Raw genomic sequence first — 25,750 nt, 5'->3', positions numbered from 1 at the left:
CTCCGTCATCTCTGGTCTCGTCCGGTTTTCCGGTTTGATCTGCCTCGTCAGCTGAGAGAGGCAGTATGTCAAAGGAAATATGCATTTCAAGCACGCCGCATGAGACGCGGCTTGCGATTTTAGAAGACGATCAGCTCGCGGAAATCTACTACGAGCGCGAAAACGAATATACCCTTGCGGGTTCCATTTACAAAGGGCGCGTCACGCGGGTTCTGCCGGGGATGCAGTCGGCGTTTGTCGATCTCGGTCTCGAGCGCGACGCGTTTCTCTACGTCACCGATTTTCTGGAGGAGCAGGAAGACTCCGCCGACTTCGAGCGCATTGGCGGTCCGCAGCAGCCGCAGCGCGAGCAGCGTCGGACGGCACAGCCTGCGCACGAAGAGGAATCTGAACGCGCGGAAGAGACGCATGCACGCGAGCAGGATCCTAATGAGCGCTCTCCGGAAGGAACTCGCCGCTGGCGTGGGCGTCGTGGCCGAAGGGGCCGTGATGGCCGTCCGCAGCATTCGCGGGAAGGCAACTCGCACATTGAATCGCCCGAGGCGATTGAGGAAAGCATTTCAGCCGAGCCAATTATTCTGCCAGAGCATGGCGCTCCGGGCGGTATTCCGGCATCGAGTTTTGCGGCGCCGCCAGTCCACGTAGCCAGTCCAACTCTGCTTCCCGGTGAATCGCTGTCGAAGTATGGCGGTCAGCCTGCGGCGAATGAATCGAAGGCATCTATAGCGGCTGCTCCCGTAAAGACAAGTGTCACGTCAAGGCCTTCCACTTTGATCGAAGGCCCGATTGACTGGGACGGCGGTCTATTGCTTCCCGGTGAGTCGCGGTCCCGGTGCGGTCGTCGTGAAGAAGCAGGTGTTCCTGCCGGGGAAGCTGCAGCCGTTGTTCCGCCAGTGCCCGCTGTCAATGAAGAGGAGGCGCGCGAGGCATTTCCCGAGGCGGCTGAACCAGAATCCGCCGTTGAAGCTGTGGTCAAGCCGGAGCACGAAGTTTTGCCGGAATCAGCTGTTGCCGAGGCAGCGCCTGTAGTTCATGAAGCAGACACTCATCCGGAAACGGTTGAAGAAGTGCACGAGTATGAGCCAGAACACGCTTCAGCTTCGCATCGCGTAGATGCGGCAGCGCCCAGTGAATATCGGCTTTCCAGCGCTGTCGAAGAGCCAGCACTCGTGGAAGAAGCGGCGCATGTTGCGGAACCAGATCACGAAACACAGCATGAATCCACATCTGTAACTGAGACAGTTGCAGAGGAAGCAGCCACTCCAACGGTTTCAGAGCCCGCATTTTCTGTTGAGTATCAGGAAGAAGAAACAGCGGAGCAACCCGCAGAGGCCGCCGGCACTGCGCCAGCCGAAGTTGAGACTGATTCCGAAAATGACCGCAAGTTTGCTCCGGGCACAGGGCTTCTGGAAGAAGAGGTCATTGACGAAGAGGAGTACGACTTTGAGCCGATCCACGCGCATGCCGACGAGCATGATCTGGAGGAACTCGAAGAGCAGACCATCGACCACGCCATCAATGGCGCTGATCTCGGCGCGATCGTGCGCGATATGCACATCAATCAGAGGTTAAATTTTGGCCCTGAAGGCGCGCTTGCCGAGCAGGCAGCGGCAGAAGAAGAGCAGGCGTACGCGGAAGAGCTCGATGAGGGAGAAGAGCTGGAAGAAGCGGGTGAGGATGAAGTTTCCGCAGATGCCCAGGCTTCGCCGGAGCAGTCTGAACAGGAAGGCCGCCGGCAGGATTATCGTGATCGCCGCCGCAGCGGTCGTGGACGGCATGGACGCCGACGTCCGGGTGGAGGGCCGCGTCGGGCTTCAGCGCAGGTCACCGACCTTCCGGTTATTACCGAGTTGCTGAAGCCGGGGCAGGAAATTCTCGTACAGATTGCCAAGGAGCCAATAGCCAAGAAGGGCGCGCGCATTACCAGCCACATTGCGCTGCCGGGGCGTTTTCTGGTCTTTATGCCGACCGTCAATCATGTCGGCGTGTCGCGCAAAATCTCTTCCGATGAAGAGCGTCAGCGCTTGAAGCGGATCCTGATCAGCGAGAAGGGAACCGCCGCCGGAGGATTCATTGTCCGTACGGCTGCCGCTTCCGCCAGTGAAGACGAGCTGCGCGCCGATCTCCGTTTCCTGATTAGCTTATGGAACGACATTAAGCAGCGCTCGGATGACGGCAAAGCGCCAGCGCTGATCTATCACGATCTCAACCTTGTTGAGCGTGTGATGCGCGACCAGGTAAGCGACAACTTCTCGACCATCTGGGTGGACAGCGAAACGGAATACGAGCGCGTGGTTCGCTTTCTGAATCGCTTCCAGCCATCGCTGGTGCGGCGAGTGAAACTCTACACGAAAGAAACGCCGCTCTTTGAGCAGTTCGGCATTCAGGACGAGATTACCAAGGCGCTACGCTCGAAAGTCTGGCTCAAGTCCGGCGGATCAATCGTTATCAACCAGACAGAAGCGCTGGTCGCTATCGACATCAATACCGGGAAATACGTCGGCAAAACGGCGCGCCTGGAAGACACCATCCTGAAGACGAACCTCGATGCCATCCCGGAAATCGTTCGCCAGATTCGTCTGCGCGATCTGGGTGGGATTATCGTCATCGACTTCATTGACATGGATGAGCGCAAGAACCGTCATAAGGTAATGCAGGCGCTGGAAGAAGCGCTGAAGGCCGACCGCGCGCCGTCAAAAGTGCTGCAGTTTAACGACTTTGGTCTGGTCGCCATTACCCGCAAACGCGTGAAGCAGTCACTCGAGCGGACGCTGAGTGTGCCTTGCGAAATCTGCCAGGGTACGGGCATGGTGAAGAGTCCAATGACAGTTTGCAACGAAATTTACATCGAAATGCGCAAGATGCAGAAGCACTTGGAGCGCAACGACGTGCTGTTGCGCGTGCATCCTGAGGTGGTGAAGACACTGAAGGCGAACAACGCGCGCTGGTTGAATGAGATGGAAGAGATGATTAGCAAGACCATCATCGTCAAGAGCGATCCGGCGCTCCATCCAGAGCAGTTCGATATTCATTAAGAAAATAAAATCAGAGTGCCTGCTTTTCTATGCGAAGGAAGGCAGGCGCCTTTTTTTGGCCAAATGCATCATCTGCCGAATCAAAAGCGTCCGAATGGTGTTCTTAGTAACAAAGGGGTAAACCCACGAAGCCCCAATTTTTTGTTCTTTGAGGGATGTATGGTGTTTAGGTGTAGCCCTTCGCGCAATTTATCGCGTTCTTTCGCCATTGTGATAGTTGCCTTTGCTTTGGCGTCGCTGCCAATCATCGCTAACGCCCAGGACGATACGCATGGGGCCGTCAGCTCATCGGATGACAACAAGTCCTACCTCGCTGGCGAAGACATTGACGGCGCATCGCTGGCAGCCGCTCCGAATCCATCGCCCACGCCGCAGTATGGGCAGACCAACCGGTATCCGGCTTATGAAAACAGGTGGAGCAAGATCGCATTTGAAGCTGGCGGTGGATTCAACGCGCCGGTAAGCGACGCCACTACCTTCTCCACTTATGGCTACAACCTGACTCTTGGCGCAGGTTGGAATTTCAACAAAATATTCGGGGCCCTGATCGAATATCAGTATCTTCGCGATAAGATCCCCGGCGCGACTCTGGCTGCGGTTGGAGCGCCCGGTGGTTATACAGGCGTGTGGTCATTCACGATTGATCCTGTGGTCAACCTGCCAACCACAGGTAGTTTCGGAGCGTATTTCACTGGCGGCGGCGGCTTCTACCGCAAAGTGGTGACATTCACCACGCCAGTGCCAGTGCTGTATTGCGACTATTTTGGCTTTTGCTTTATTGGCTCCGAGAATGCCGTGATCGGCCACTTCTCCAGCAACCAGGGAGGCATGAACATAGGCGGAGGACTGACTTGGAAAGCATTTGGCCCTGATGGCAAGGCCAAGCTCTTTGCCGAGGCGCGCTACCTGTGGGTCGATTCGCCTTCGGCATCGGCCACGCAGCAGGGTACCGGAACATTCACGACGATTCCTGTGACCATTGGCATCCGCTGGTGAGATTGGCTTTCTAATTTTTCGCGAGGGTGGAAGTGATTTCCACCCTTTTTCTTCTACCAGCCAAGGCCAATCTGGCGCAGGCGCAGCAGTCCGCCACACAAAACTGCCAGTGGTGGAATGATGGTGAGCACCATCAGATAATAGACCGGCTGCTTCCCCTTCATCTGCAATGCAGAGAGCGCACTCAGGAGCAGCACCGCCAGCGCCAGCATGAGCGCATGGACCAGCGGATTGCCTTGCGAGTAGCGGGCTGTCACATATCCACCGAGTAGCGAACAGGCGAGGCCAGTGCCGACATTCACCGCCATAATGAATGGATCTGGGGGTGCATCATCGCGCGTCAGGCTGGGAGCGAAGCGCTTGAGCAGCGCGGTGACGATTCCCATCAGCCCAACGATAGTAACGAAGCCAGCGAAAATCGCCAGGAAGGAATGGACGATCTGCATAATTATTTGCGCATGGCCTTTTCTACAGCGCCAACTTCTTTCGGCAACGCGCAAGTCAGGCATTCCAGCTTTCCGTCGGGATTTGCATAGAAGACATCTTCGATGCGCACGCCGATTTTTTCTTCGGGAATATAGATGCCCGGCTCAATCGTGAAGACAGTTCCGGGTTTGATGGGCTGCGAGTAGTCGTAAGGATCGTGCACATCAATACCGACTGAATGGCCGATGCCGTGGATGAAGTACTTGCCTATCGGGTCACCGTGAAGGTCCTTGCCATGCGCGTTCATATAGTTGAAGGCGATAGTGTCGAGCGAGTCGGCGAACTTGTGTTGCGGGTCGTTGAGATGTGATTTGCCGGCAACGAAGCCATCAATCGCGGCCTGTTGCGCTCCCAGAACAATGTCATAAATTTCACGCTGTCGCGCGCTGAAGTGTCCGCTGACCGGGACAGTGCGCGTAATATCCGATGCATACATCGAGTATTCGCCTGCCGCGTCGACGACGACTACGTCGCCAGACTGCATGGTTTGGCTGTTTTCAGAGTAGTGAAGTTCGGTTGACTTCTCTCCAGAACCGACAATTGGCGGATAAGAAGGACGCTTGCAGCCGTTTTCCATCAGCTTTTCAACGATGATGCCATTGACAGTGCGTTCTTTCTGCCCGGGATGCACCGACTTCATCATGGCGAACTGTGCCTGTACTGACGCGTCGGATGCTTTGTGAAGCAGCGTCATTTCACCTGCGTCTTTGATCTCGCGCAACTGGGAGACAGGTCCACGCACATCCGCGAATGGCGATGGATCATTTCTGCCAAGAGTCGTGGCTATCCAGAGCGTAAGCGCCTTTGCCTGCTCTGAATCAGATTGCAACCAGAGGTGATTCATGACCGCCCGACTCTCAGCGGCCAACTGATTGATGGTGAGCGGAAGATCGGTCATCGGCTTTACTTCATCGACGCCTGTGACTTGCGGCGCATCGGGTGTTGCGGCATCGAGCTTTTTGCCTGTGTAGAGTTCCATGCGCAGGTTGCGTGTTGGCAGGAAGAGGATTTCGCGGTAAGGGCGCGCAGGGTGGGAACCTTCTGCGGCTACAGGAGCCTGTACCAGCAGCGCGGCGCCGGGTTCATTCCATCCTGTGAGGTAGTAAAAGTCTTCATCCTGCCGGTATTCCAGATATTCGGCTGACGGCTCGTCAGCGGCGAAGAGGACAGCAATGCCGCCGTTCAGTTTTCCGGCGAGAGCGACGCGACGAGCATGATAATCGGCGTTTGGCTGGCGGTCGAGGGCATGTGCTGTGAATACAAGCATAAACAACATGCCTGCCGCAAGAATTGCTGTGCGAATCGGGCGTGCTTTCACGATGTTCTCCCGCGAATAAGTTTCAGGATGGCGAGCAGATGATGGCCTTCGTGGACCAGAAAGAAATCAAGCCATTCAATCAGAGTCAGTTCGCCCAGCGTTGAATGTACACCGATGCGATGAACCTGGTCAGGGCTGATCTTTTCAAGCATCTCAATCAAGGCTGATCGTTGCGCCGTCCATCGTGTCTCGATCTCGCTTAAAGGAAGACCGACCCAATTTGACCATTCCGCGTCCGTTTCTGCTGTGTATGAGACGAGGGCAGGTTTCTCTTCCTTCAGGATTCTCTCGATGCGGGAAAGGTATGTTTCCTGATGGCGAGCGAGGTGCGCAAAATGCTCGCGTGCGCTCCATTTATGCGGAATCCGATTCTCGAACTTCTCAGAGCCGAAGTCCCGCAAGGCGCGTTGCAATAATTCGCGTTGCCGGCTGAGATGATCGATTTGTGATTGCACAACTGTCATTTCTACACCCCGACAGGATACGGTTTCGGCGATGACTCCTCGAAGTTCGCGCCTGAACGCCAGCGTTCAAAGCGGCCTTGCAGCAGCGAGAGCAGTCCCGTATACCAGTAGCCGACGACAAACAGCAGCAGAAACGGCACAGTGAAGTAGTTCTCATTGCTGATGGCGTACCAGATGGTCAGCGCGAAATAGCAGCCGATGAGCAGCTCGATCCAGGGGACGATGCCGAGACGCTTGCGATACTTTGCCGCCTTTGATTTTTCGCCGCGCTTCAGGACACGGTATTTTGGCGTGCGCTTGAACGCGCTCTGGATGCCGAGCAGCGCTTCGAGGACGGCTTTTGTATTCGTAACTGTCAGTCCGATGCCGAGCGACATGAGAAATGGCAGATAAAGAAACGTCTTGAGCCATTTCTTTGGGAACAGCTCTTTCTGTGATACCAGATAAAACGACGAGATCGAGAAGGTCGACGCCATGAAAAGCGGGAAGTCGATGAGCAGCATCTGGAACCATCCCTGATAGAAGCGGATGACCATAGCAGGCATCAACAGCGTCGAGAGCACGATCATCAGCGGGTAGCTGATGTTGGCCGTGAGGTGATACCAGGCCTCGATTTTGGTATGAAACGGCGCATCGCTCTTGAAAACTCTGGGTAGGATTTTTTTCGAGGTCTGAATCAGCCCCTTCGCCCAGCGCGCTTGCTGGGTTTTGAAGGCCGTCATTTCGATCGGAACTTCCGCCGGGCACTCGATATCTTGCAGGTATTTGAAACGCCAGCCCTTGAGTTGCGCTCGGTAACTGAGGTCAGTGTCTTCAGTGAGCGTGTCATGCTGCCAGCCGCCTGCTTCGGGAATGACACAAGCGCGCCACATGCCCGCCGTCCCGTTGAAATTAAAAAAGACGCCGCAGCGCGATCGTCCGCCGTGCTCCAGTACAAAATGGCCGTCGAGCAGGAGGGCCTCAATCTGCGTAAGGAAGCTGTAGTCGCGGTTCAGGTGCGTCCAGCGTGTTTGCACCATGCCCACATCCGGCTCGGCGAAGTGGTGGATGACCTGCATCAGCCAGTCGCGCGGCGGAACGAAATCGGCGTCAAAGATGGCGACGAACTCGCCTTTAGCGGTCTTCAGGCCGTTGTCGAGCGCTCCGGCTTTGAAGCCATGTCGGTCAGTCCGATGAATGTAGACGATGGGATGCCCAACGGCCTGGTACTGCTCGACGATTTTGCGCGCCACGTCTTTGGTTTCGTCGGTTGAGTCGTCGAGCAGTTGAATTTCGAGCAGCTCGCGCGGATAGTCGAGATTGCAGCATGACTCGATGAGGCGGTCAATGACGAATTGCTCATTGAAGATGGGCAGTTGCACCGTGACGCGCGGCAATTGCTCAAAATGCTTTGGCGGCGCTTTGGCGGCGTTCTTGCGGTGCTTGTAATAAAGATAGACGAGTTGGTAGCGGTGCATTCCGTAGAACGCCAGAATGATCATCACCACGAAGTAGGGAATAAGCAGCGCTGTATCGAACAAGTTCCAGCGATAGAGATGCTCGAAGGTGCGGTCGCCGTAATGCGAGCGGAGGTAGTGCGAAAGGCTGTGCTGGTTCGCCTGCGCCAGTAGTACGGGCGCGGAGGCGAAGATGGATTTCAAAGAAAATAGCGACAGCAGGGCCTTGCCTCCACGTTCAAAGGCTCATTGTATTTGATTTGCCAGGGATTCGATGCAGACATTCTAGGCTGGGCTACCGCCATTCATGGCTCAACCAGAGAAAAACAGATCCTTCCGCTTCGCGTCAGAATGACAAGCTCTTTAGTTCAGTTCAGGAACATTGTCCGGTAGAGCGTATCTCGCTGCACAGGCTTGAATCCGGCGTCGCGGATAATGCGGCGTAGCTCTTCTTCCGTTGTGCAGTTGGAGGTTCCAGCAGCTTTCACGACATTTTCTTCGAGCATGACCGAGCCAACATCATTGCCGCCGAATCGCAAGCCAAGCTGCAGGACTTTCAATCCCTGCGTGACCCAGCTTGATTGCACGTTCTCTATATTTGAGAGGTAAAGGCGCGAAATCGCAAGGACTTTGAGATATTCGATGGCTGTTGCCTCGTCCCATCCGCGGCCGCCGAGAGCGGTGTTGTGCGGCTGGAAGCTCCAGGGGATAAAGGCGGTGAATCCGCCGGTTTCTTCCTGCAAATGGCGCACCTGCTCGAAGTGGTTCACGCGCTGCTCAAATGTCTCGCCGACGCCGAACATCATCGTGGCAGTCGTCCTCATGCCGAGTTGGTGCGCGGTGCGATGCACCAGTACCCAGTCATCGGTAGAGCACTTGAGACGCGCGATGCGATGGCGCACTTCGTCGTCGAGAATTTCCGCGCCTCCGCCGGGGATCGAATCAAGCCCGGCATCGCGTAGGCGCATGATGGTGTCGCGCACGCTCAGGTTGCTGTATTCGGCGATGGCAAGAATTTCGGAAGCCGAGAAGCAGTGCATCCACACCTGCGGGAAGCGCCGCTTGATGCCGCGCAGCAGGCGCTCGAACCATTCGATTTTGAGATCGGGGTGCAGACCGCCCTGCATGAGGACACCGGTCCCACCCATCTCAATAGTTTCGGCAATTTTCTTGTAGATCGTTTCGAAATCAAGGATGTAGCCTTCAGCCGCCATCTTGCCTTTGAGCGGGCGATAAAAGGCGCAGAAAGTGCAGTATTCAGTGCAGAAGTTGGTGTAGTTGATGTTGCGGTCGATGATGTAAGTCACTACGCCTTCAGGATGCAGCTTTCTCCGCATCGCGTCTGCTTCCATGCCCAGACCGATGAGGTCATCGGAGCGGAAGTAATCGAGGGCCTGCTGGCGCGTGATCGACATAGCTCAATTCTAAGATGTCTGAGCGCAACCTGCCAGACCTGCTTCTATAAGGGACCAATTTGGCGCGAAACGCGTCTCTTTATATCGCGGTATCATGCGCTAGAGTCATGTTTTTCATACTGCCTTGTCCTGTTGTTGCATCAGAGATTGTAAGTTAGGCCCCCGAACTGGATTTACGTTTCGCAGGTGTGAAATTTCTTCAGGAGCAAAGGTCTGTATGCTGAATCTCACTCGCCGCCCTCTGCGGCTTGCCGCCTTCCTACTGGTTGCGACCTCATTCCTCTTGTCCGCCGGACATCTGTTTGCTGCTGACGACAAGGTGCCGCCTGACGTGATCGTCTTCACAAACGGTGATCAGCTATCGGGTAAATTCGTCCGCGCCATTGGAGATACGGTGAGCTTTCACAGTGACATCGTAGGCGACATCAGCATTGAGTGGAGCAAGATCAAGGAACTCCGCACAGGGGAGAAGGTGGCTGTGATTGAGAAGGGGGTGCAGATCACTCATCACCAGCTTCCCGCGACTGTGCCGATCGGCACTGTGTCAGTTGCGGACCAGCAGGTTACTGTGCAGTCAGGAACCAACGCGGCCATTGCCCCGATTCCGCTCAAGAATGCGCAATTCGTCGTTGATGAAGCAATTCTGAATAAGCAGCTTACCGGTCACCCCTCGTTTACGGAGGCATGGAATGGAGCGGCAACCTTCGGCTTGACACTTGTGCAGGCCACCCAGAATCAATACTCTTTCACGGGCGGAGTTGCCCTCGCGCGCGTTGTGCCGACTGTCAGCTGGCTTGATCCACGGAACCGCACGACGATCAATTACTCGCAATCGTACGGAAAGATCACCGATCCCGCATACACAGATGCGAATGGCAATTTTGTTCCGTCGTCTTTCACCAAGAGCTCCATTTTCCATGCGGATGCGGAGCGCGACCAGTATGTTTCGCCGCGCTTCTACTTCCTCGGCCAGGTGTCTTTCGACCACAACTACAGCCAGAGCCTCGACCTGCAGCAGATTTATGGCGGTGGAATTGGCTACACCATTCTTAAAACGCCGGTTCAGGAGTTGGATGTAAAAGCGACGATGCAATATGAGCGCCAAAACTTTTTCAACACCGCAACGGACCAGAACCAGAACCTGATTGGCTCAACCTTCGGCGGCTATTACACACTGCACCTGCCCAGGAGCATTCTGTTCACCCAGCAACTGCTTTATATTCCGGCGTGGAACAACCTGCATGCGTACTCAGTCGCGGAGACGGATTCGGTCGTATTCCCGGCATACAAGAACCTCGGTTTCCAACTGGGCACGCTGGACACATATTTGAACAACGTGCCGCTGACTTTCCCGCCGACGAAGCGCAATTCGTTCCAGTTCACGGCGGGTGTGACGTATACCATCAAGTCCGCGTATTGACCGGCGCGGAGCCAGCCTGATTCACAGCACCCGGTCTCGTCTACTTTGCTTCTGGCACGGATGGGCCCGGTTGGGTTGGCGGTTCGAAATCAAGCGGCTGCTTCAGCAGATCGAGCACGCTCGAAGGCTGCGGCTTGTCTGCATTGGCCAGTAGTATCGAAACCTGCCACATTTGCGTCTCGTTCAGCACATGATCAAACGACGGCATTCCCGTAAGGCGGATGCCGTTCTTTACTTTCCAGAATGTTTCTCCGGGAGGATCATCGCTTACGCCAACAACGGCGCCTCCGTGTGGCTGCCAGAGCTGTGGAGCTTTCGGGTACATATGGCTTGCGAACGGAGAAGGCCGTCCATAAAGCCCGTGACAGGCCGCGCATTGTTCGCGATAAATATGCGCGCCGATCAGCAAATTGGATTCACTGGGCGAAATCGGCGCGCTCTTCGGCATTTCCCGGTCAATGCGGGCATGGAGCGGAACGCGGACAATTTGTCTTTCCAGCGTGAAGGGCTGGTCAGCCACTGCGACGGGCGGATGGCCCAAGTGGAAGTAGAGCAGCGCCGCTATCGGGAGGGCGACTAGTCCTAAGATCAGTCCGGCCAGAAATCTCATGCAGGTGGTGTCCTCCAACGGTGAAATACGATTCTGAGTGACTCACATTAGGAGAGCAGACGGGCAGTGACCGGCGCAAGTTTACTGTGCGGGGACAGGATTTTCAAAGGCTGTCACAACGAACGGCTTCCTAAAACAGATCTGAAGGAGTCAATAACTCGCTGGTGCAATAGAATAAAAAGAGCTTTGGCCTTAGAGACCCGGTCCCGTCTTTTGCAGGGAATACGGCTGTCTCAATTTTTGTTTCGCCCGGCAGTGGAGGCATTCAGGTTCATGTTTCGTTCCAACCGTTTTTACCCGGTTCTGGCAATCACTATTTTTTCTTTAGCAGCGCTGCAAACGCGGGCGCAGCAAACTCAGCCCCCCATACAGACGCCCACTGAACAGACCCAAACAGGGCAGACGCAGACGCCGCCGACACAACAGGAGCGCGCTCAGGTGCTGCGCCAGGCGCAGGAACGGGTCAAAGCGCGCAAGAAACTGCGTGACCAGCAGGTGATTCAGGACACATACACGCACAAGTACGAAGCGTATTTCGGCGGCAACTACCTGCGGTTTCATCCAGGCGAGCACCTGCAGCGCATCAACGAGGGCGGCTGGCACGCCGGTGTCACTGACTATGCCTTTGGCAAGATCGGCATTACCGCCGATGCGCGCGGGTACTACGGCACCACCTACACAGGTCCGAATCCGTATGGCGTTTATGCGCCAAGCATCAGCCAATACACGTTCATGGGCGGTCCCACAGTCCGATTCTTTGAAGGATTGCATTGGGGATGGACGGCGCATGTTCTGGCAGGCATCAATCACGCCAACTTTGGCACTGGAACGGGCGGACTTCCGCCGGAACTGATCGGCCTTTATAAGGACGGCAACACCTTCAATCTAACCGCTGGCGCATCGGTTGACTATAATCTGAGCCCGGCCTTGGCATTGCGTCTCACCCCAGGCTACCTGATGACGACCTATGGCAGCTCTGTACAGAACGATCTCGGCTTTACCGCGGGAGTTGTATGGCGGTGGGGAAGGCAGTAACAGGTTTTTTGATGTGGCCGCGCTCATCTGCGCGGCCTTTTCATTTGTCGCGCGCTTTTGCGGCCTCCAGCGGATACTGCGGTTCAGTCATGCGAACTGGATCGAGAATCTCGGCGATCTCCCGTTCGCTCAGAAGCTGTTTTGAGCGGGCGATCTCAATAATCGACTTGCCCGTAGCGATGGACTCCTTCACAATCTCTGCGGCTTTTGCATAGCCGATGTAGGGATTGAGCGCCGTGGCCAGCGAAACTGTGCTCTGCGCGTAGAAGTTGCAGCGTTCGATGTTGGCGCTGATTCCCGCAATGCAGTGCTCATTGAACTGCCGCAGCATGTTGGCGAGGATGGTCGTGCTCTGCAGGACGTTATAGGCCATCGTCGGCATCATCACATTCAGCTCAAGCTGGCCGGCCTGCACGGCATAGGCAACGGCTGTGTCATTGCCTATGACCTGAAAACTGACCATTGCCGCCAGTTCCGGCATGACGGGATTGATCTTTCCCGGCATGATCGAAGAGCCTGGCTGCAGGCTGGGCAGGTGGATTTCATTCAAGCCCGTATTGGGCCCGGAAGAGAGCAGGCGCAGGTCATTGGATATGCGAATCACTTCCAAGGCGATGCCGCGAAGGGCGGAGCTTACATCGCCCATGCAGGCGTTCGATTGCATCGCCCAGCGCATGTCTTTCGCGGGAATGAGCTTTTGCCCGGAGATGCGGGCAAGATTGGCCACTGCCCTTGCCCGATAGTCAGGGTGCGTGTTGATGCCGGTGCCGACAGCGCTGCCGCCCAGTCCTAGTTCGCGCAGCGAGTCGGCAGCATACCGCAGAAATTTCGCCCCTTTCTCGATAGCCAGTCCATAGGCCGCAAACTCCTGGCCGAGACGGATGGGCACGGCATCCTGCATGTGTGTGCGTCCCGACTTCATAACGCCGTCGAATTCTTTGGCCTTTGCTGAGAAGGATGCAGCCAGCGCATCAAGCACGGGATACAGAGTTTCGAGGTTCAGGAGCGTGGCAACACGCATCGCGGTAGGAAAGACATCGTTCGTCGACTGGCCGTAATTGACGTGGTCGTTGGGATGAACGAGGGCATACTCGCCAAGTTTGCCGCCGAGGATTTCATTTGCGCGGTTGGCGATGACCTCGTTCGTGTTCATGTGAAAACTGACGCCCGCGCCTGCCTGAAAGACATCGACGACAAACTCATCATTCCACTTGCCGTCGATTACTTCCTGCGATGTCTGGATGATTACGTCAGCGCGTCGTTCGTCGACGAGGCCTAGTTCCTTGTTAGCTTCTGCCGCGGCGCGCTTCACCATACCAAAAGCACGGACAAGCTGCGGATGCGCGCGCATTCCGGAGATGGGGTAGTTTTCAACGGCCCGGGCTGTTTGTGCGCCATAGTAGGCACGCGCAGGCACTTCCACAAATCCCAGGGAATCTTTTTCCTTGCGTATGTCTGTTTGAGACTCGGGCATCAAGCTTATTAGATGCCTGAAGGTTAAAGCTAAGCAAGAATCGGAACACCGCCGAGGCGGGACTGAATCCGCGCCTGCCATTCTTTCGGGCCAGTCTGATGTACAGACGTTCCTTTGGAATCGACGGCAACCGTCACTGGCATGTCCCTGACGTCGAATTCGTAGATGGCTTCCATGCCGAGGTCTTCAAACCCGAGCACGCGCGACGACTTGATCGCCTTGGAGACAAGATAGGCAGCGCCACCCACGGCCATCAGGTACACAGCGCCGTGGTCACGGATGGCTTCAATGGCCGCCGGACCGCGCTCGGCTTTGCCCACCATGCCAAGAAGTCCGGTGGTTTCGAGCATCTGGCGTGTGAACTTATCCATGCGCGTTGCTGTTGTCGGGCCGGCAGGTCCAACCACTTCTTCGCGCACCGGATCTACCGGGCCGACGTAATAGATGAACCGGTTGGTGAAATCGACGGGAAGCATTTCCCCGCGATTCAGCATGTCGGTCATGCGCTTGTGCGCGGCGTCGCGTCCGGTGAGCAGCTTGCCGTTGAGCAGCAGCACTTCTCCTGGTTTCCAGGTCGCCACTTCTTCACGTGTGACTGTATCGAGGTTGACTCGTCGGGCGGCTGAAGTGTCATAAGTCAGTGTTGGCCAATCATCCAGTGAAGGTGGGTCGAGCGCCACAGGTCCTGAACCATCAAGGGTAAAGTGTGCGTGACGCGTCGCCGCGCAATTGGGAATGATGGCGACAGGCAGGTTAGCAGCATGTGTCGGGTAGTCGCGGATTTTCACGTCTAGCACAGTCGTCAGGCCGCCAAGTCCCTGAGCGCCGATGCCCAGTTCGTTGACCTTCCGGTATAGCTCAATCCGCATCTCTTCAATCTTGTTTTGCGGCCCGCGCGCGATTACGTCCTGAATATCGACGGGATCCATCAACGCTTCTTTCGCGAGCAGCATCGCCTTCTCCGCCGTGCCACCGATGCCGATGCCGAGCATGCCCGGTGGACACCAACCTGCGCCCATTGTCGGGACGGTTTTCAAGACCCATTCAATGATCGAATCTGACGGATTCAGCATGGTGAATTTTGACTTGGCCTCAGATCCGCCGCCCTTGGCGGCAACAATGACCTCGACTTCGCCACCTTTGACCAACTGCACGTTCACGACAGCCGGGGTGTTGTCACGCGTGTTCTTCCGCGTTCCGGCAGGATCAGCGAGAATCGAAGCGCGCAATACGTTGTCAGGATGCAGATAGGCGCGGCGCACGCCCTCATTCACCATCTCTTCAACGGTCAGTTCGGCGTCCCAGCGCACGTCCATGCCGATCTTCAAAAATACGGTGACGATGCCGGTGTCCTGGCAAATCGGGCGATGGCCTTCGGCGCACATGCGCGAATTGATGAGAATCTGCGCCATTGCGTCTTTCGCAGCCGGTGACTCTTCAAGTTCATAGGCCTTTGCGAGATTGGTGATGAAAGCTACCGGATGGTAGTAGCTGATGTACTGGAGCGCGTCCGCCACGCTCTGAATCAGGTCTTCCTGCTTGATCGTCGCCATGGAAATTGCCGAAATCCTTTGCTATTTCAAGGATAAATGAATCAGGTCGTCAAAATTTGGATGTGCCAAAAATGCGTTTTCTGCGTCGCCTATCATCTAATCTAGGAACATGGACGGCAATACCCACTCCTCCGAAACATTCGACGTCCTCGTGATTGGGGCCGGACCGACGGGCATGGCCTGCGCCATCGAAGCGCAGCGCGCCGGACTGCGAAGTGTTCTGGTGGACAAAGGCTGCCTCTGCAATTCCCTCTTCCACTATCCGTCGCACATGACGTTCTTCACCACTCCGGAGCTGCTGGAGATCGGCGATATCCCATTCCCCAGCGTGAACCAGAAGCCATCGCGCAATGAGGCACTGGAGTACTACCGCAAGGTCGCTGAGCATTACGAGCTTTATATCCGCCCGTATCAGAACGTAGATTCTGTCTCCGGTTCGGATGGCGATTTTTGCGTGCATGCGACCGACCGGTTTGGCCGCAAAATCGTACATTACGCGCGCAAGCTGGTCGTGGCGACTGGCTATTATGATCTGCCCAACTATCTCGGCATTCCAGGTGAAGATCTGCCGAAGGTGCACCACTACTATGACGACCCTCATCCTTACTATGACCTCGACGTGCTGGTGATCGGCGGCAAGAACTCAGCCGCGATTGCCGCGCTTGATCTATGGAGGCATGGGGCACGCGTGACGCTGGTTCATCGGGGACCCGCGATGCACAGGCATGTAAAGTACTGGATTCTTCCCGACATTGAAAATCGCATCAAGAATCACGAAATCACCGCTCACTTTGAAACCAGCGTCGAAGAAATTCGCGAAGATTGCGCCATTTTAAATACGACCGATGGTTCTCTGACTATCAAGAACGACTATGTGTTTGCTATGACGGGATATCATCCCGATTTCGATTTTCTTGTATCGCTTGGAATCGATCTCGAAGGCGAGGACCGCTGCCCGGCATGTGACCCGACGAGTCTTGAAAGCAATGTGGCTGGTATTTATCTCGCGGGCGTGATTATTGCCGGAGAGCGGACCAACGAAATCTTCATTGAGAATGGCCGCTTTCATGGCCGTCAAATCGCATCAGACTTAAAAGAAAAACTCTCGGTAAAAGCGTAATCTGATTATTAGTCCTCTGCGGGCGGAATTCGCAGGCAAGGACTTTTCTGGTATCCATGGCACTATTGCGGCCTCGAACAATCCGCGGTCAATTGATTGCCAGCCTGGTGCTGTTTGAGCTGCTTGTCCTGGCAGTCTTTGCTGTATTCCTGATCCGCGAGCAGCAGAAAGAACTCCAGCAGCGCGTAGACCGCCGCCTCGAATATCAAGGATCGCTGCTTGCGGTACAGGCAGGCAGCGCGTTGGAAGAAGGCAAAACGGCTGCCTTGCAGGGTGTGATCAGCTCGATGCTGCGCTACTCGAGCATCGGGAGTGTGCAAATCACCGATCTTCAAGGTATCGCCATCGTGGGCACCGACCCATCGATGAACGGCAAGCTGAACCTTACTCCGGTAGAGCGCAACTATCTGAGCAGTCTGGACAAGCCAACGCTCTTTACCCTCAGGGACAATATCCGTGAAATCGTGGCCCCTGTTAGAGTGCATGGGCAGGTGCAGGCGCTGGTCTGGATCTATCCGAATGAAGATGCGGACAAGCTTCAGCTGCGTTCACTGATGCGCATCGCGCTTATTTCAGCCATTATCGCAATTCTGGGCTGCACGTTTCTGGCGACGTTCATGGCCCGCACCATTGCCAATCCGCTCAACGTACTGATGCAGGCCACGAGGCGGATCGTGCGCGATCCTGAAGACACATCGTCATTCCCGCTGAAGATCACCTCAGCGAATGAGGCTGCGGATCTTACGATGGCCTTCAACATGATGGTCTCTTCGATTGAAGAGCAGCGCGCAGGGTTGAATGATACCTTGGCTCTGCTTGACTCGATGCTGGCCAATGCGCCTATCGGCTTCGCTTTTTTTGACCGCAAATTCCGTTTTGTCCGCGTAAATCAATTTCTGGCGGGCATGAACCAGAGCTCTATCAGTCGTCACCTCGGACGCTCTGTCTTTGAGCTTTTCCCGGAGTCGGCTGCCGCGCCGCTGCAAAACGCCATCGACTCGGTTTTTGAACATGGAACTGCGGTCCAGGATCTCGAGCTGACCGGCGAGTTTGAAACGCATCCCGGACGCGTACGCAGCTGGCTGGTGAACATCTACCCGGTTCGAACCAGCTCCAGCATGGTGCGCTGGGTTGGTGCGGTCATTGTGGATACGACACAACGCCGCAACTCCGAGGACGCGTTGCGCAAGACAGAGAAACTGGCTGCCGCCGGTCGTCTGGCAGCCTCGATCGCGCATGAGATCAATAACCCCCTCGAAGCAGTGACCAATCTTCTCTACGTGATACGCTTGCAGGATTCACTTCCGCCTGAGACGAAGCACTACGTCGATCTTGCGCAACATGAAGTGGCTCGCGTCTCGGAAATCGCGCAGCAGACACTTCGCTTCTATCGCCAGTCCACTTTACCTATCACGGCTAAGGTAAGCGAGCTGTTGGATTCCGTACTGACGTTGCATCAAGGGCGCGTGAATTCGCTGCAAGTGGAAGTACAGCGCTGCTATGAGCCGGATGTGGAGCTCTTCTGCTTTGCGGGCGAGATGCGGCAACTCTTCGCCAACCTGATTGGCAATGCGCTTGACGCGATGGCGCCCGGACCTGGGCGGCTGATACTCAGCGTGCGGCGCTCGCGTTCCTGGCACAACGCGGATATTGAAGGGGTGCGAGTTTCTGTGGCGGATACAGGCTGCGGCATGTCCGATGAGGTGCAGAGTCGCATCTTTGAGCCGTTTTTCACCACGAAGGAGGCCACCGGAACCGGCCTGGGATTGTGGGTGAGTGCCGAGATCGTGCGCAAACATCATGGTGTCGTGCGTCTTCGCAGCCGTGCCACGGCGAATGGTCAAAATAACGGAAACGCTCGATCAGGGACCATATTCATGCTCTTCTTTCCCGAGGCCCGTGAGCCAGAAAGGCTTCGTGCCGGGGAACTGAGTGAGCTTAGTGCGGCGCCAAGGACTTGAACGACTGCAATGAGCAGCTGGATTTCGGTCGCGCGCCTGAGTATTTCGACTTCGTGACATGGAAGCGATGTAGCTGCAGATAGCGGACGCGCAGGCCGCCAAGCGTCGCGGGCATAGCCCTTGCTGTCTTGGTCATATCAACAAGCACCAGCAATGCTGCTTCCCGGGGATTATCGTGGCTCTGAGCGACCCCCACGCCAAAGATGGCTGGGTCGGCAAACAGTTGCGGGGCATATTGACGTTCGATGGCAGCAGCGTTATTCAAAGTGGTAGCTGAAAGTTGTATGCCTGGCGTGATGGCGGGCAGTTTTGGCGTTGTTCCATTCGCAATGCTTTCGGCATCTGTCAGAACAATGGCGGTGCGAAATCCCGCGATGGTTTGCGGAATGGCAGTGTTTGGCCTTGTCTTATCGACATAAACAACAATAGCCGGCTCGCCTGGGCTGTCGGCGCTCTTACCTAAAGTGGTGCCAAGCACACCTTTCTCATGGTTCACGAGTTCACCTGCGGCATTCTGTGCGATACCCTTGGCCTGTGCTTCCGCAGCGGGCAAGAGAGCAGGAAGTGCAGCAGCTGTTTCGGTGCTGTTGTCGTAATTGAGACAGGCGATGGCATGCGCTTTGCCACCCACGATGCTTAATTTCGACCCAGTCAGATTCTGCAATTCATTCAGCACATTGGCGATAGGATTTGCCACGCTCAATCCGTTGCCTTTTCCATCCGACCCTCCGGCAAAAAAAAGGCCGACAGGCTGTGCATTGGAGGCATCCATGATGAGCGATCCGGAATCGCCGCTGTCAGAGAAGCTGTCTCCACCGATGCCTATCTGTCCGGTAAAAGTTTTTGTATAGTAAGGCTGCGTCTCGGCGCAGTCTTTGTAATAGTCAACCTTCACCGCGAGATCAATGCTCTCAACCGTCGAGCAGGTCAGCCCGGTTGTCCGGCCGCTCTTGACCACTCGGAGACCATCCAGATTGGAGGCGTTCAGCGTCTCTCCGGTACCTGCAACAGGCGGAGCTGCGCCGAGGGGTGCGTTGATGCCTGCGCCTGTTTGTCCGAGCTGAAGAATGCTGCCATCCGGATTAAGAACACCGGGAGAAACGGCTGCGAGCGCCGCATCCACATTTGACTGACTCGTTGCCAGCGGCACATAGTAGCGCAGCGTGCCTGCGGGACGCACAGTAGAGCCTTGCTGGCTCAACGGACGGCAGGCATCGTCGATCAATCCCGGCTGGTCGATTGTGTCACCAATCTTGCCTTGGTCTGATTCGGCGAGCACATGATTATTGCTAAGGATGAACTGATTGTGCTCGGAGTCTTCCAACAATGCGCCGAGCGTTCCGCCGCAGCAGTCAGCGACATAGCTCTCACCAGCGGAATCTTTATAGACATCATAGTCGCCATCATTGCCGCCTGAGGCGCCGAGCGCTATTATGCCAGTCTGTGCTGCCTGATTTGTCAAGGCGCTTGAATTGATTCCATCGCCGTTAAGAAGCAGGTGCAGCGTGGCCTGCGTATTTGTATGATTCACGATTGCAATTACGCGTCCCGATTGCATTCCTGCAAGCGTGCTCGGAGCCGTGTAGCTGACTTTGCAGGTTGTATATTGGTGCTTTCCATGTTGACAACTCGGCTGGCTCAATGTTCCCGATGTGCCGCCGCCGAGGCTCCAGTGCACGTTGCCATCATCGACCTCGGCGATCTGCGCTGAAACTTCGAGAGTCGCCCCCTGGGAGACCGCCGCGTTCTCCGGTAAAAGTGATTGCAGAAATCCGGGAGTAACTGTGATCGCCTCGCTGGCCGTGCGCGATGGATCGCTTTGCAGGTGCGCCGTGATCTCTATTGCGAGGCTGTCAGTAGAGAGAGCACTAGGCGGCGTGTAAAGGCCTGTGGCGTCAATTGAGCCCGCTCCAAGTGATGCACCATTTTGTGTTGCGCTTACTGACCAGGTCACCGCGGCGACCGAACCGTCTGACTGTATTGACTTAAATTGCAGTTGGCCCGTCGTCGCAACGCTGGCTGAAGACGACGAGATTGTGAAGCCGCTGCCGATGCTTGTTGGAAAAGTCCCACATCCGGCCACCAGCATCAGTAGCGGAGCGCATGAGGCCAGGAATCGATATTTGCAGGAAGCAGACATTCGGCGAAGCGGAACGAAATCCAAAGTCTATTAGACAGTGGGGCGTCCCGCTTTGTCACGAAGCGCGATGACAGTAGGTCGCGCCAAACAGCGTTTCAGGCGGCTGCCCGGGAATCACTTTCACCTTTGAGTGTCGCTGCTGCAGCGGGCACAATTCGCAACTCGCCTGATTGCACAGCCTGCATACGCCGCAGCTCGCGCGCGCTGAGTGGACGCATCGCATCAGCGGAGTAGAAAATATGCTTGCCGCAGCTCAGGCAGACTTTGTAAGCCTGCTGTTCGATTGTGAAAGGACGCGTCAGGCGATCATGCCGGCAACCAAGCAGAATCTCGCACAAGAAATTAAAAATCGCATACAGAACGCTCATGCAAAGGCCCTCTTTCCCTGACATGGTGACGGGCGGGATGTACTCGTTTCACCTATGTCATCCGCAACCAATGAGATGCGGTTTCAGCAGGAACGATGCTATCGACAGCGTGAAAAAATTGGTAACAGTAAAGCGGTAATCAACCGGCCCTGATTACCAGCTTTCCGAAGTGCGCTCCCGATTCCAACCGGCGCAGCGCCTGCTTTGCCTGGTCAAAGGCAAATACTTGATCCACAACAGGTTTCAGCTTCGTCTGCGTGACCGCGCGGTTCATTTCCACGAAATCAGCGCGCGACCCTACATAAATTCCCTGTATGTGTAACTGCTTGTGCAGAATAGGAACAACGTTCAGCGGCTCGCTTGTTTGGCTTAAGACGCCAATTTGCGCCACCACTCCACCAATCCGCGCAGCTTTCAGCGATTGTGCGAACGTGCCTGCGCCGCCTACCTCGACAACCAGATCCGCGCCTTCGCCGCCTGTCTGTTCCAGAACCCATTTCGCCCAATCTGGCGTCTGTTTGTAATTCACTCCAGCATCGAGACCGAGCTTGCCTGCGCGAGCGAGCTTCTCGTCGTTGCTCGAAGTCCCCAGCACGCGCGCGCCCAGAGCTTTGGCAAACTGCATCGCATAGATCGAAACGCCGCCTGTGCCCTGAATGACGACCGTGTCGCCGGATTTGATTTTGCCGGCATGAACAACCGCGTTCCAGGCCGTCACGCCGGCGCATGGCAGTGTCGCCGCTTCTTCCCAACTCAGGTGGTCGGGAACAGGCACGACACCGCTCTCGCGCAGCATGACATATTCAGCCAACATGCCGTCGATGTCGCCGCCGAGCGCGCCGCGATGTTTCTGCGCTGTGCCCGCGCCGTCCAACCAGTTCTGCATAAAGATGCCGGCAACACGCTGCTTTGTCTTCACGTCGGTCACGTCCTCTCCAACCGCAACAACTACCCCGGCCCCGTCTGAAACAGGAATGCGCGGCAGCGCCATTTTCGGGTTGTAGTAACCGAGCGTGATCAACAGATCGCGATAATTCAGCGATACAGCATGTACTCTAATCAACACTTCACCCGGGCCAGGTCTTGGTTCAGGACTTTGAACAAGTTCAAGATTGTCAATGCCGAATGCTGGAATTCGCCACAGGTTCATGCGCTTTGCTTCCTCTCTCGTAATACTAGTCCGTTGTTTGCGGCCTTTTTGTGGCCTAAATAAACAGGTGTAGCGTTACCATAAGAGTATGGCCAGAGGATGGGAGAGCAAATCCGTGGAGGAGCAAGTGGCAGAGAAGCAGGCAGCGCCGGAAAATCCAGGCGGCAAACCAAATGCCGCGGCGGAGGCGGCGCGCAAGCGTCAACGCCAGGAGTTGGAATTGCAGCGGGAGCGGATTCTCGATGAGCGCACATCTAGTCCGCACCGCCGCGCCGCGCTCGAAGCCGCTTTGACGGAAATCGAAACGCGGCTCGCCTCCATTCCGTAATCACCACGATGGCAAACAGAAAACGCAGCAGCTCTAGCTGTTTCTCTGTGAGACGCTGCGGACAAACTGATAGTATCCTGACGCCCAGTCACGGTCGCGCAGGCCAGCGTCATTTGCCTTCTGCAACTGTTCCTGAAAATGATCGGCGAGCGGTGTTTTTGTATTCGTAGCTGCAGCCGCCTCGCGAAACAGCCTTGTGTCTTTCTGCCCCAACGCGACCGTTGCGCCGGGAATCTCCGGCGGATGTAGCATGACATTCCCGTAAGCCGTGTAAAACGGCGACTGAAAAAGAGCGACATTTGCGGCTTCCAGATATAGCGCGGGATCGATGCTCTGCGATTCCGCATAGACAAAGCCCTCGCTGAGTGACGCGATCATGGCTGTAATGAGAAAGTTCCCGCCGATTTTTAGCGCATGGGCCTTGTAGGGCTTATCGCCTATGACGGTGACCCCCCGGCTGAAGGACTCAAGCAGCGGCTTTACCCTGTCGAGATCATTCTGCTTGCCGGCCGCTACCGTCCACAGCTTTCCCGCGGCAGCAACATGAGGACGCCCAAAGACTGGCGCAGCAACGAAGCCTTGCTTGCGCACGGAATGTTCAACAGTCAGCTTCTGCGAAAGCTCCACGCTGATAGTGCTCAGCGAAACATGGATGGCATTCTCCGGCAATGCTTCGAGCAATCCGTCATTACCGAAAACAACCTCTTCAAGTCCAGCATCGTCCATCGGCATGGTAAAGACTACTTCGCTTGCCCTCGACGCTTCCGCCGGACTGTATGCCGGACTCGCTCCCGATTCCAGAAGGGGCTGAAGCCGAGAACGCGTCCGATTCCAAGCCGTGAGATCGTGGCCGGTCTTGATGAGAAGGGTCGCAATGGGAAATCCCATCTGACCTGTGCAAAGAAATGCTATTCGCATGTGCTTATGATGGCACACGTGCCCAGAAGGATAAATTGGTGCGGCTGCTCCTGCTGAGAAAGCAGCCGCGCATAACGGCCAAAATAAATTTTATTGTTGCGGATTAGGATTTACAGAGCTACCCGGCGTGTTCGATGTTGCGTTGGGATTATTCATAGCCTGTTCCTGTTGCCGTCTTTTCCGAATCGTTATGATGCGAGCATCCTCAGCTGTTTGCACAGCAGCACGAGCATCACTGATTTCCTGCTTGTTCTGGTTCGCATGGTTCTGAAGCTCCTCTGCATTCTGCAATTGCTGCTTGGCGGTTGCCAATGTGTCGTTGGCATATTTTCCCGCGCCTTCTGCTTCAGCAATTTGTACAGCATTAACCGCCTCATAGAGTTCCAGCGGCCACACATCATTCCGTGTGATCACTTCGCGCGACGTATGCTCGGCTGAAGTTTCTCCATAGGCTCCACGTGGAAGCAGAAGGACGTGAGCATTGATGGGCTCAATGGTGCCTTGTGTCTTATAGGGCAGAATATAGTTTTGCAGCACAACCAGGTCGCTCGGCATGGTGACTGCATAGTAGGGTTCAGCCGTAATGATCAGTCCGAAAGCCTGCAGGTCTGCAGTCACATTGATCGCGCCTTTCGAGCCATCCGGCAACACTTCGCCTAGATTGACGGGTCGTCCCTCCGGCGTGATTGCCCATAGAACATAGGTGAGATATTCCACGCCAAAACTATTCGCAGGCTTCAAACCTTGGAACTTGGCGTCAATCACCGTCCGCCCACGGCGGCTTTCAACCGTCGCCGAACCTTTTGCTTCAGGTAAAAAGCTTGTCCCCTGTAGCCCGATTTCCGTAGTACCGCTGCGATGTAAATAGTTGACTGCGGGAATGTTCCGCCCAACTACCTGGATCCTGTACACAGGGACGCCATCTTGCCATTCGGCATGTGGCAACTGTTGCTGTTGCTTCTGCGGCCATGTATCAGTCGTTGCCGGATTCGTCTCCTGTGCGCCTGCTGCGCCGCAAATCGCGATGCATGTGCAAAATACAATCAATTGAATTTGTCTCATGTCCGTTAACTCCTTTGTTGAATCATCAAAGAAGTGAAAAACGGCAAGCATGACGGCGGAATCCCGCCTCACGTTTGCCGCATTTATATAGATGCCATTGAGAAAAATGATGCCGCCAGATGTCAGCGTAAAGAGGCAGCAACTATGCGGAATGAAACTACGAACGCGAGGCAACCAATTGATGTTCGATAGCGTACAGCGCCAATTCCAGCCGTGTTGAAACGCCGGTCTTGTCGAAGATGTTCGACAGGTGCCGCTTTACAGTTTCCTCACTGAGATGAAACTGGTGCGCAATATCACGGTTGCTGGAGCCTTGCAGAACGCAGCCAACGACCTGCAGTTCACGCCGCGTTAGAGTGATCGGTTTCTTTTCGACAGGGGCCTGCTTTTTGGGTGATGCAGGCAGTGCATTGGATAGGCTGGCAGCGCGGTGATCTCCGACCCAGTATTTGCCCGCGAAAACAGCGCGAATCGCGGAGGTCAGATTATTCAGCAGCGCATCCTTCAGGACAAGTCCCCGCGCGCCCACGTCCTGAGCGCGTTGAATTTCCGGTTGTGAAATAACATTGGTCAGCAGAATGGTCTTGATCGCAGGCAGCCTGTTCACCATTATTCGCATTGCGTCTAGACCTGGCAAATTCAGTGCAAGCAATAGGATGTCAGGAGAGAGTTCAAGCGCCCGGGCAATCGCCTGGTGGCTGTCGCCGGCTTCCCCCACAACTGTGATCTCTGTTTCAGTATGCAGGAGATTTTCCACGCCAATCCGGATGACGGGATGCTGATCGGCAACGAGCACGCGGATGGGCATGGTCTTGCTTATCTCGGGGGATGCCATGTGCTTTCATTTTAACTGCTTTATCGTATAACTGCCGTAAAAGAATATAGTTACTGTGCACTGGATGTTACCAAAGGTCATGGCCTGTTAGTGGATAAAACAACTCCCTGCCAACTAAGGCGAGCCTTTCCGCATCTTTGACGAGGTTCTCCCGCCGCTCCCATTTTCCTGGCACACCCTGTACATTGAACACGGATGAGCGACAACACTGAAGAATTAAGAAAACAGATAGCCGAGCTAACCGCAAGGGTCTGGCGGCTGGAGCAGGCATTGCAGGCAAATGCCGCCCCTTCTGCGCAGAAAGTCCCATCTATGCCTCCTGATGCGCCAGCCACAGCATCGGTGCGAACTCCGGTCACGGCACAGAGCAGGGCGCTCGAAACCCGCATCGGCTCGCAGCTTTTCAACCGGATCGGCATCATCGCCTTGCTGATCGGGACGGCGTGGTTCCTGAAGTTCGCCATTGACAACCAGTGGATTGGGCCTCTCAGCCGCGTGCTCATCGGCCTTGTTGCCGGCATTGGGATCATCGCATGGTCAGAGCGCTTTCGGCGGCAGGGATACATCGCATTTTCGTACTCCATGAAAGCCTTGGGCACAGGCATTCTCTATCTCTCGCTGTGGGC

General features: G+C 55.6%; 22 protein-coding genes. 8 read left to right on the top strand and 14 right to left on the bottom strand.

What is annotated here, in order from left to right; genetic code table 11:
- Window positions 1-65: 65 nt before the first annotated feature.
- The gene (locus VEV40_RS06805) at window positions 66-3,035 is read left to right on the top strand and encodes an Rne/Rng family ribonuclease (protein ID WP_324831088.1); all 2,970 of its coding nucleotides are present in this window, start codon (window positions 66-68) and stop codon (window positions 3,033-3,035) included.
- A gap of 228 nt (window positions 3,036-3,263) precedes the next feature.
- Window positions 3,264-4,031 (top strand): hypothetical protein, encoded by a 768-nt coding sequence (locus VEV40_RS06800; protein ID WP_324831087.1) that lies wholly within the window; start codon window positions 3,264-3,266, stop codon window positions 4,029-4,031.
- 53 nt (window positions 4,032-4,084) lie between these two features.
- Here the strand turns inward: VEV40_RS06800 and VEV40_RS06795 are convergent, their stop codons facing one another.
- From VEV40_RS06795 to mqnC, 5 genes are all read right to left on the bottom strand, one after another.
- A complete protein-coding gene (locus VEV40_RS06795; RefSeq protein WP_324831086.1) occupies window positions 4,085-4,477 on the bottom strand; it encodes a hypothetical protein in 393 nt (130 codons plus the stop codon).
- A gap of 2 nt (window positions 4,478-4,479) precedes the next feature.
- The gene (locus VEV40_RS06790; RefSeq protein ID WP_324831085.1) at window positions 4,480-5,835 is read right to left on the bottom strand and encodes an aminopeptidase P N-terminal domain-containing protein; all 1,356 of its coding nucleotides are present in this window, start codon (window positions 5,833-5,835) and stop codon (window positions 4,480-4,482) included.
- On the bottom strand, window positions 5,832-6,299 hold the full coding sequence (locus tag VEV40_RS06785; protein ID WP_324831084.1) for a DinB family protein: 468 nt from the start codon (window positions 6,297-6,299) through the stop codon (window positions 5,832-5,834). Before VEV40_RS06785 ends, VEV40_RS06790 begins: the two co-directional genes overlap by 4 nt.
- Before the next feature lie 2 nt (window positions 6,300-6,301).
- Window positions 6,302-7,930: a cellulose synthase family protein gene (locus VEV40_RS06780; RefSeq protein WP_324831154.1), complete on the bottom strand. Its 1,629-nt coding sequence runs from the start codon at window positions 7,928-7,930 to the stop codon at window positions 6,302-6,304.
- 173 nt (window positions 7,931-8,103) lie between these two features.
- Window positions 8,104-9,150, bottom strand: a complete 1,047-nt coding sequence (mqnC, locus tag VEV40_RS06775; RefSeq protein WP_324831083.1) for a cyclic dehypoxanthinyl futalosine synthase — start codon at window positions 9,148-9,150, stop codon at window positions 8,104-8,106.
- Window positions 9,151-9,367: 217 nt separating this feature from the next.
- On the opposite strand from mqnC, the gene VEV40_RS06770 reads away from it, so the two are divergent.
- Entirely contained in the window at window positions 9,368-10,570 is a 1,203-nt protein-coding gene (locus VEV40_RS06770; RefSeq protein ID WP_324831082.1) for a DUF481 domain-containing protein, read from the top strand.
- A gap of 40 nt (window positions 10,571-10,610) precedes the next feature.
- Here VEV40_RS06770 and VEV40_RS06765 read toward each other — a convergent pair whose 3' ends face one another.
- On the bottom strand, window positions 10,611-11,180 hold the full coding sequence (locus VEV40_RS06765) for a cytochrome c (RefSeq protein WP_324831080.1): 570 nt from the start codon (window positions 11,178-11,180) through the stop codon (window positions 10,611-10,613).
- A 273-nt stretch (window positions 11,181-11,453) separates the two neighbouring features.
- On the opposite strand from VEV40_RS06765, the gene VEV40_RS06760 reads away from it, so the two are divergent.
- Entirely contained in the window at window positions 11,454-12,215 is a 762-nt protein-coding gene (locus tag VEV40_RS06760) for a hypothetical protein (RefSeq protein ID WP_324831079.1), read from the top strand.
- Window positions 12,216-12,255: 40 nt separating this feature from the next.
- Here the strand turns inward: VEV40_RS06760 and VEV40_RS06755 are convergent, their stop codons facing one another.
- Window positions 12,256-13,689 (bottom strand): aspartate ammonia-lyase, encoded by a 1,434-nt coding sequence (locus VEV40_RS06755; RefSeq protein ID WP_324831077.1) that lies wholly within the window; start codon window positions 13,687-13,689, stop codon window positions 12,256-12,258.
- 29 nt (window positions 13,690-13,718) lie between these two features.
- The gene (locus VEV40_RS06750; RefSeq protein WP_324831076.1) at window positions 13,719-15,242 is read right to left on the bottom strand and encodes a fumarate hydratase; all 1,524 of its coding nucleotides are present in this window, start codon (window positions 15,240-15,242) and stop codon (window positions 13,719-13,721) included.
- Window positions 15,243-15,351: 109 nt separating this feature from the next.
- Between VEV40_RS06750 and VEV40_RS06745 the strand changes: the two genes are divergently transcribed.
- Together VEV40_RS06745 and VEV40_RS06740 are read left to right on the top strand one after the other, a co-directional pair.
- A complete protein-coding gene (locus tag VEV40_RS06745) occupies window positions 15,352-16,362 on the top strand; it encodes a YpdA family putative bacillithiol disulfide reductase (RefSeq protein WP_324831074.1) in 1,011 nt (336 codons plus the stop codon).
- A 56-nt stretch (window positions 16,363-16,418) separates the two neighbouring features.
- Window positions 16,419-18,323: a sensor histidine kinase gene (locus tag VEV40_RS06740; RefSeq protein WP_324831072.1), complete on the top strand. Its 1,905-nt coding sequence runs from the start codon at window positions 16,419-16,421 to the stop codon at window positions 18,321-18,323.
- Here VEV40_RS06740 and VEV40_RS06735 read toward each other — a convergent pair.
- The 3 genes from VEV40_RS06735 to VEV40_RS06725 all read right to left on the bottom strand — a co-directional run bounded on the left by VEV40_RS06735 (window position 18,301) and on the right by VEV40_RS06725 (window position 21,981).
- Complete coding sequence (locus tag VEV40_RS06735; protein WP_324831071.1) at window positions 18,301-20,463, bottom strand: hypothetical protein; 2,163 nt, start codon at window positions 20,461-20,463, stop codon at window positions 18,301-18,303. The genes VEV40_RS06740 and VEV40_RS06735 overlap by 23 nt on opposite strands.
- A gap of 95 nt (window positions 20,464-20,558) precedes the next feature.
- Complete coding sequence (locus VEV40_RS06730) at window positions 20,559-20,831, bottom strand: hypothetical protein (RefSeq protein ID WP_324831069.1); 273 nt, start codon at window positions 20,829-20,831, stop codon at window positions 20,559-20,561.
- Window positions 20,832-20,970: 139 nt separating this feature from the next.
- Window positions 20,971-21,981, bottom strand: a complete 1,011-nt coding sequence (locus VEV40_RS06725) for an NAD(P)-dependent alcohol dehydrogenase (RefSeq protein ID WP_324831067.1) — start codon at window positions 21,979-21,981, stop codon at window positions 20,971-20,973.
- A gap of 127 nt (window positions 21,982-22,108) precedes the next feature.
- On the opposite strand from VEV40_RS06725, the gene VEV40_RS06720 reads away from it, so the two are divergent.
- Window positions 22,109-22,309, top strand: coding sequence for a hypothetical protein (locus VEV40_RS06720; protein WP_324831066.1), 201 nt, complete (start codon window positions 22,109-22,111; stop codon window positions 22,307-22,309).
- 33 nt (window positions 22,310-22,342) lie between these two features.
- On the opposite strand, the gene VEV40_RS06715 is transcribed toward VEV40_RS06720, so the two are convergent.
- The 3 genes from VEV40_RS06715 to VEV40_RS06705 all read right to left on the bottom strand — a co-directional run bounded on the left by VEV40_RS06715 (window position 22,343) and on the right by VEV40_RS06705 (window position 25,124).
- The gene (locus tag VEV40_RS06715) at window positions 22,343-23,227 is read right to left on the bottom strand and encodes an NAD(P)-dependent oxidoreductase (RefSeq protein WP_324831065.1); all 885 of its coding nucleotides are present in this window, start codon (window positions 23,225-23,227) and stop codon (window positions 22,343-22,345) included.
- Between the two features lie 90 nt (window positions 23,228-23,317).
- Complete coding sequence (locus VEV40_RS06710) at window positions 23,318-24,289, bottom strand: hypothetical protein (RefSeq protein ID WP_324831063.1); 972 nt, start codon at window positions 24,287-24,289, stop codon at window positions 23,318-23,320.
- Between the two features lie 157 nt (window positions 24,290-24,446).
- Window positions 24,447-25,124 (bottom strand): response regulator transcription factor, encoded by a 678-nt coding sequence (locus tag VEV40_RS06705; protein WP_324831061.1) that lies wholly within the window; start codon window positions 25,122-25,124, stop codon window positions 24,447-24,449.
- A gap of 195 nt (window positions 25,125-25,319) precedes the next feature.
- On the opposite strand from VEV40_RS06705, the gene VEV40_RS06700 reads away from it, so the two are divergent.
- Window positions 25,320-25,750 (top strand): DUF2339 domain-containing protein (locus VEV40_RS06700; RefSeq protein WP_324831059.1); only part of this gene is annotated, 431 nt, incomplete at its 3' end.

Source organism: Alloacidobacterium sp. (genome assembly GCF_035631355.1).
Classification (GTDB): domain Bacteria; phylum Acidobacteriota; class Terriglobia; order Terriglobales; family Acidobacteriaceae; genus Alloacidobacterium.
This window is presented reverse-complemented; position numbering and strand designations above follow the sequence as displayed.

Excerpts from the sequence above, each read along its gene's own strand:
- VEV40_RS06805 (WP_324831088.1), top strand. The coding sequence starts at position 66 with ATGTCAAAGGAAATATGCATTTCAAGCACGCCGCATGAGACGCGGCTT.
- VEV40_RS06795 (WP_324831086.1), bottom strand. The coding sequence starts at position 4,477 with ATGCAGATCGTCCATTCCTTCCTGGCGATTTTCGCTGGCTTCGTTACT.
- VEV40_RS06785 (WP_324831084.1), bottom strand. The coding sequence starts at position 6,299 with ATGACAGTTGTGCAATCACAAATCGATCATCTCAGCCGGCAACGCGAA.
- mqnC (WP_324831083.1), bottom strand. The coding sequence starts at position 9,150 with ATGTCGATCACGCGCCAGCAGGCCCTCGATTACTTCCGCTCCGATGAC.
- VEV40_RS06770 (WP_324831082.1), top strand. The coding sequence starts at position 9,368 with ATGCTGAATCTCACTCGCCGCCCTCTGCGGCTTGCCGCCTTCCTACTG.
- VEV40_RS06765 (WP_324831080.1), bottom strand. The coding sequence starts at position 11,180 with ATGAGATTTCTGGCCGGACTGATCTTAGGACTAGTCGCCCTCCCGATA.
- VEV40_RS06760 (WP_324831079.1), top strand. The coding sequence starts at position 11,454 with ATGTTTCGTTCCAACCGTTTTTACCCGGTTCTGGCAATCACTATTTTT.
- VEV40_RS06755 (WP_324831077.1), bottom strand. The coding sequence starts at position 13,689 with ATGCCCGAGTCTCAAACAGACATACGCAAGGAAAAAGATTCCCTGGGA.
- VEV40_RS06750 (WP_324831076.1), bottom strand. The coding sequence starts at position 15,242 with ATGGCGACGATCAAGCAGGAAGACCTGATTCAGAGCGTGGCGGACGCG.
- VEV40_RS06745 (WP_324831074.1), top strand. The coding sequence starts at position 15,352 with ATGGACGGCAATACCCACTCCTCCGAAACATTCGACGTCCTCGTGATT.
- VEV40_RS06740 (WP_324831072.1), top strand. The coding sequence starts at position 16,419 with ATGGCACTATTGCGGCCTCGAACAATCCGCGGTCAATTGATTGCCAGC.
- VEV40_RS06735 (WP_324831071.1), bottom strand. The coding sequence starts at position 20,463 with ATGTCTGCTTCCTGCAAATATCGATTCCTGGCCTCATGCGCTCCGCTA.
- VEV40_RS06730 (WP_324831069.1), bottom strand. The coding sequence starts at position 20,831 with ATGAGCGTTCTGTATGCGATTTTTAATTTCTTGTGCGAGATTCTGCTT.
- VEV40_RS06725 (WP_324831067.1), bottom strand. The coding sequence starts at position 21,981 with ATGAACCTGTGGCGAATTCCAGCATTCGGCATTGACAATCTTGAACTT.
- VEV40_RS06715 (WP_324831065.1), bottom strand. The coding sequence starts at position 23,227 with ATGCGAATAGCATTTCTTTGCACAGGTCAGATGGGATTTCCCATTGCG.
- VEV40_RS06710 (WP_324831063.1), bottom strand. The coding sequence starts at position 24,289 with ATGAGACAAATTCAATTGATTGTATTTTGCACATGCATCGCGATTTGC.
- VEV40_RS06705 (WP_324831061.1), bottom strand. The coding sequence starts at position 25,124 with ATGGCATCCCCCGAGATAAGCAAGACCATGCCCATCCGCGTGCTCGTT.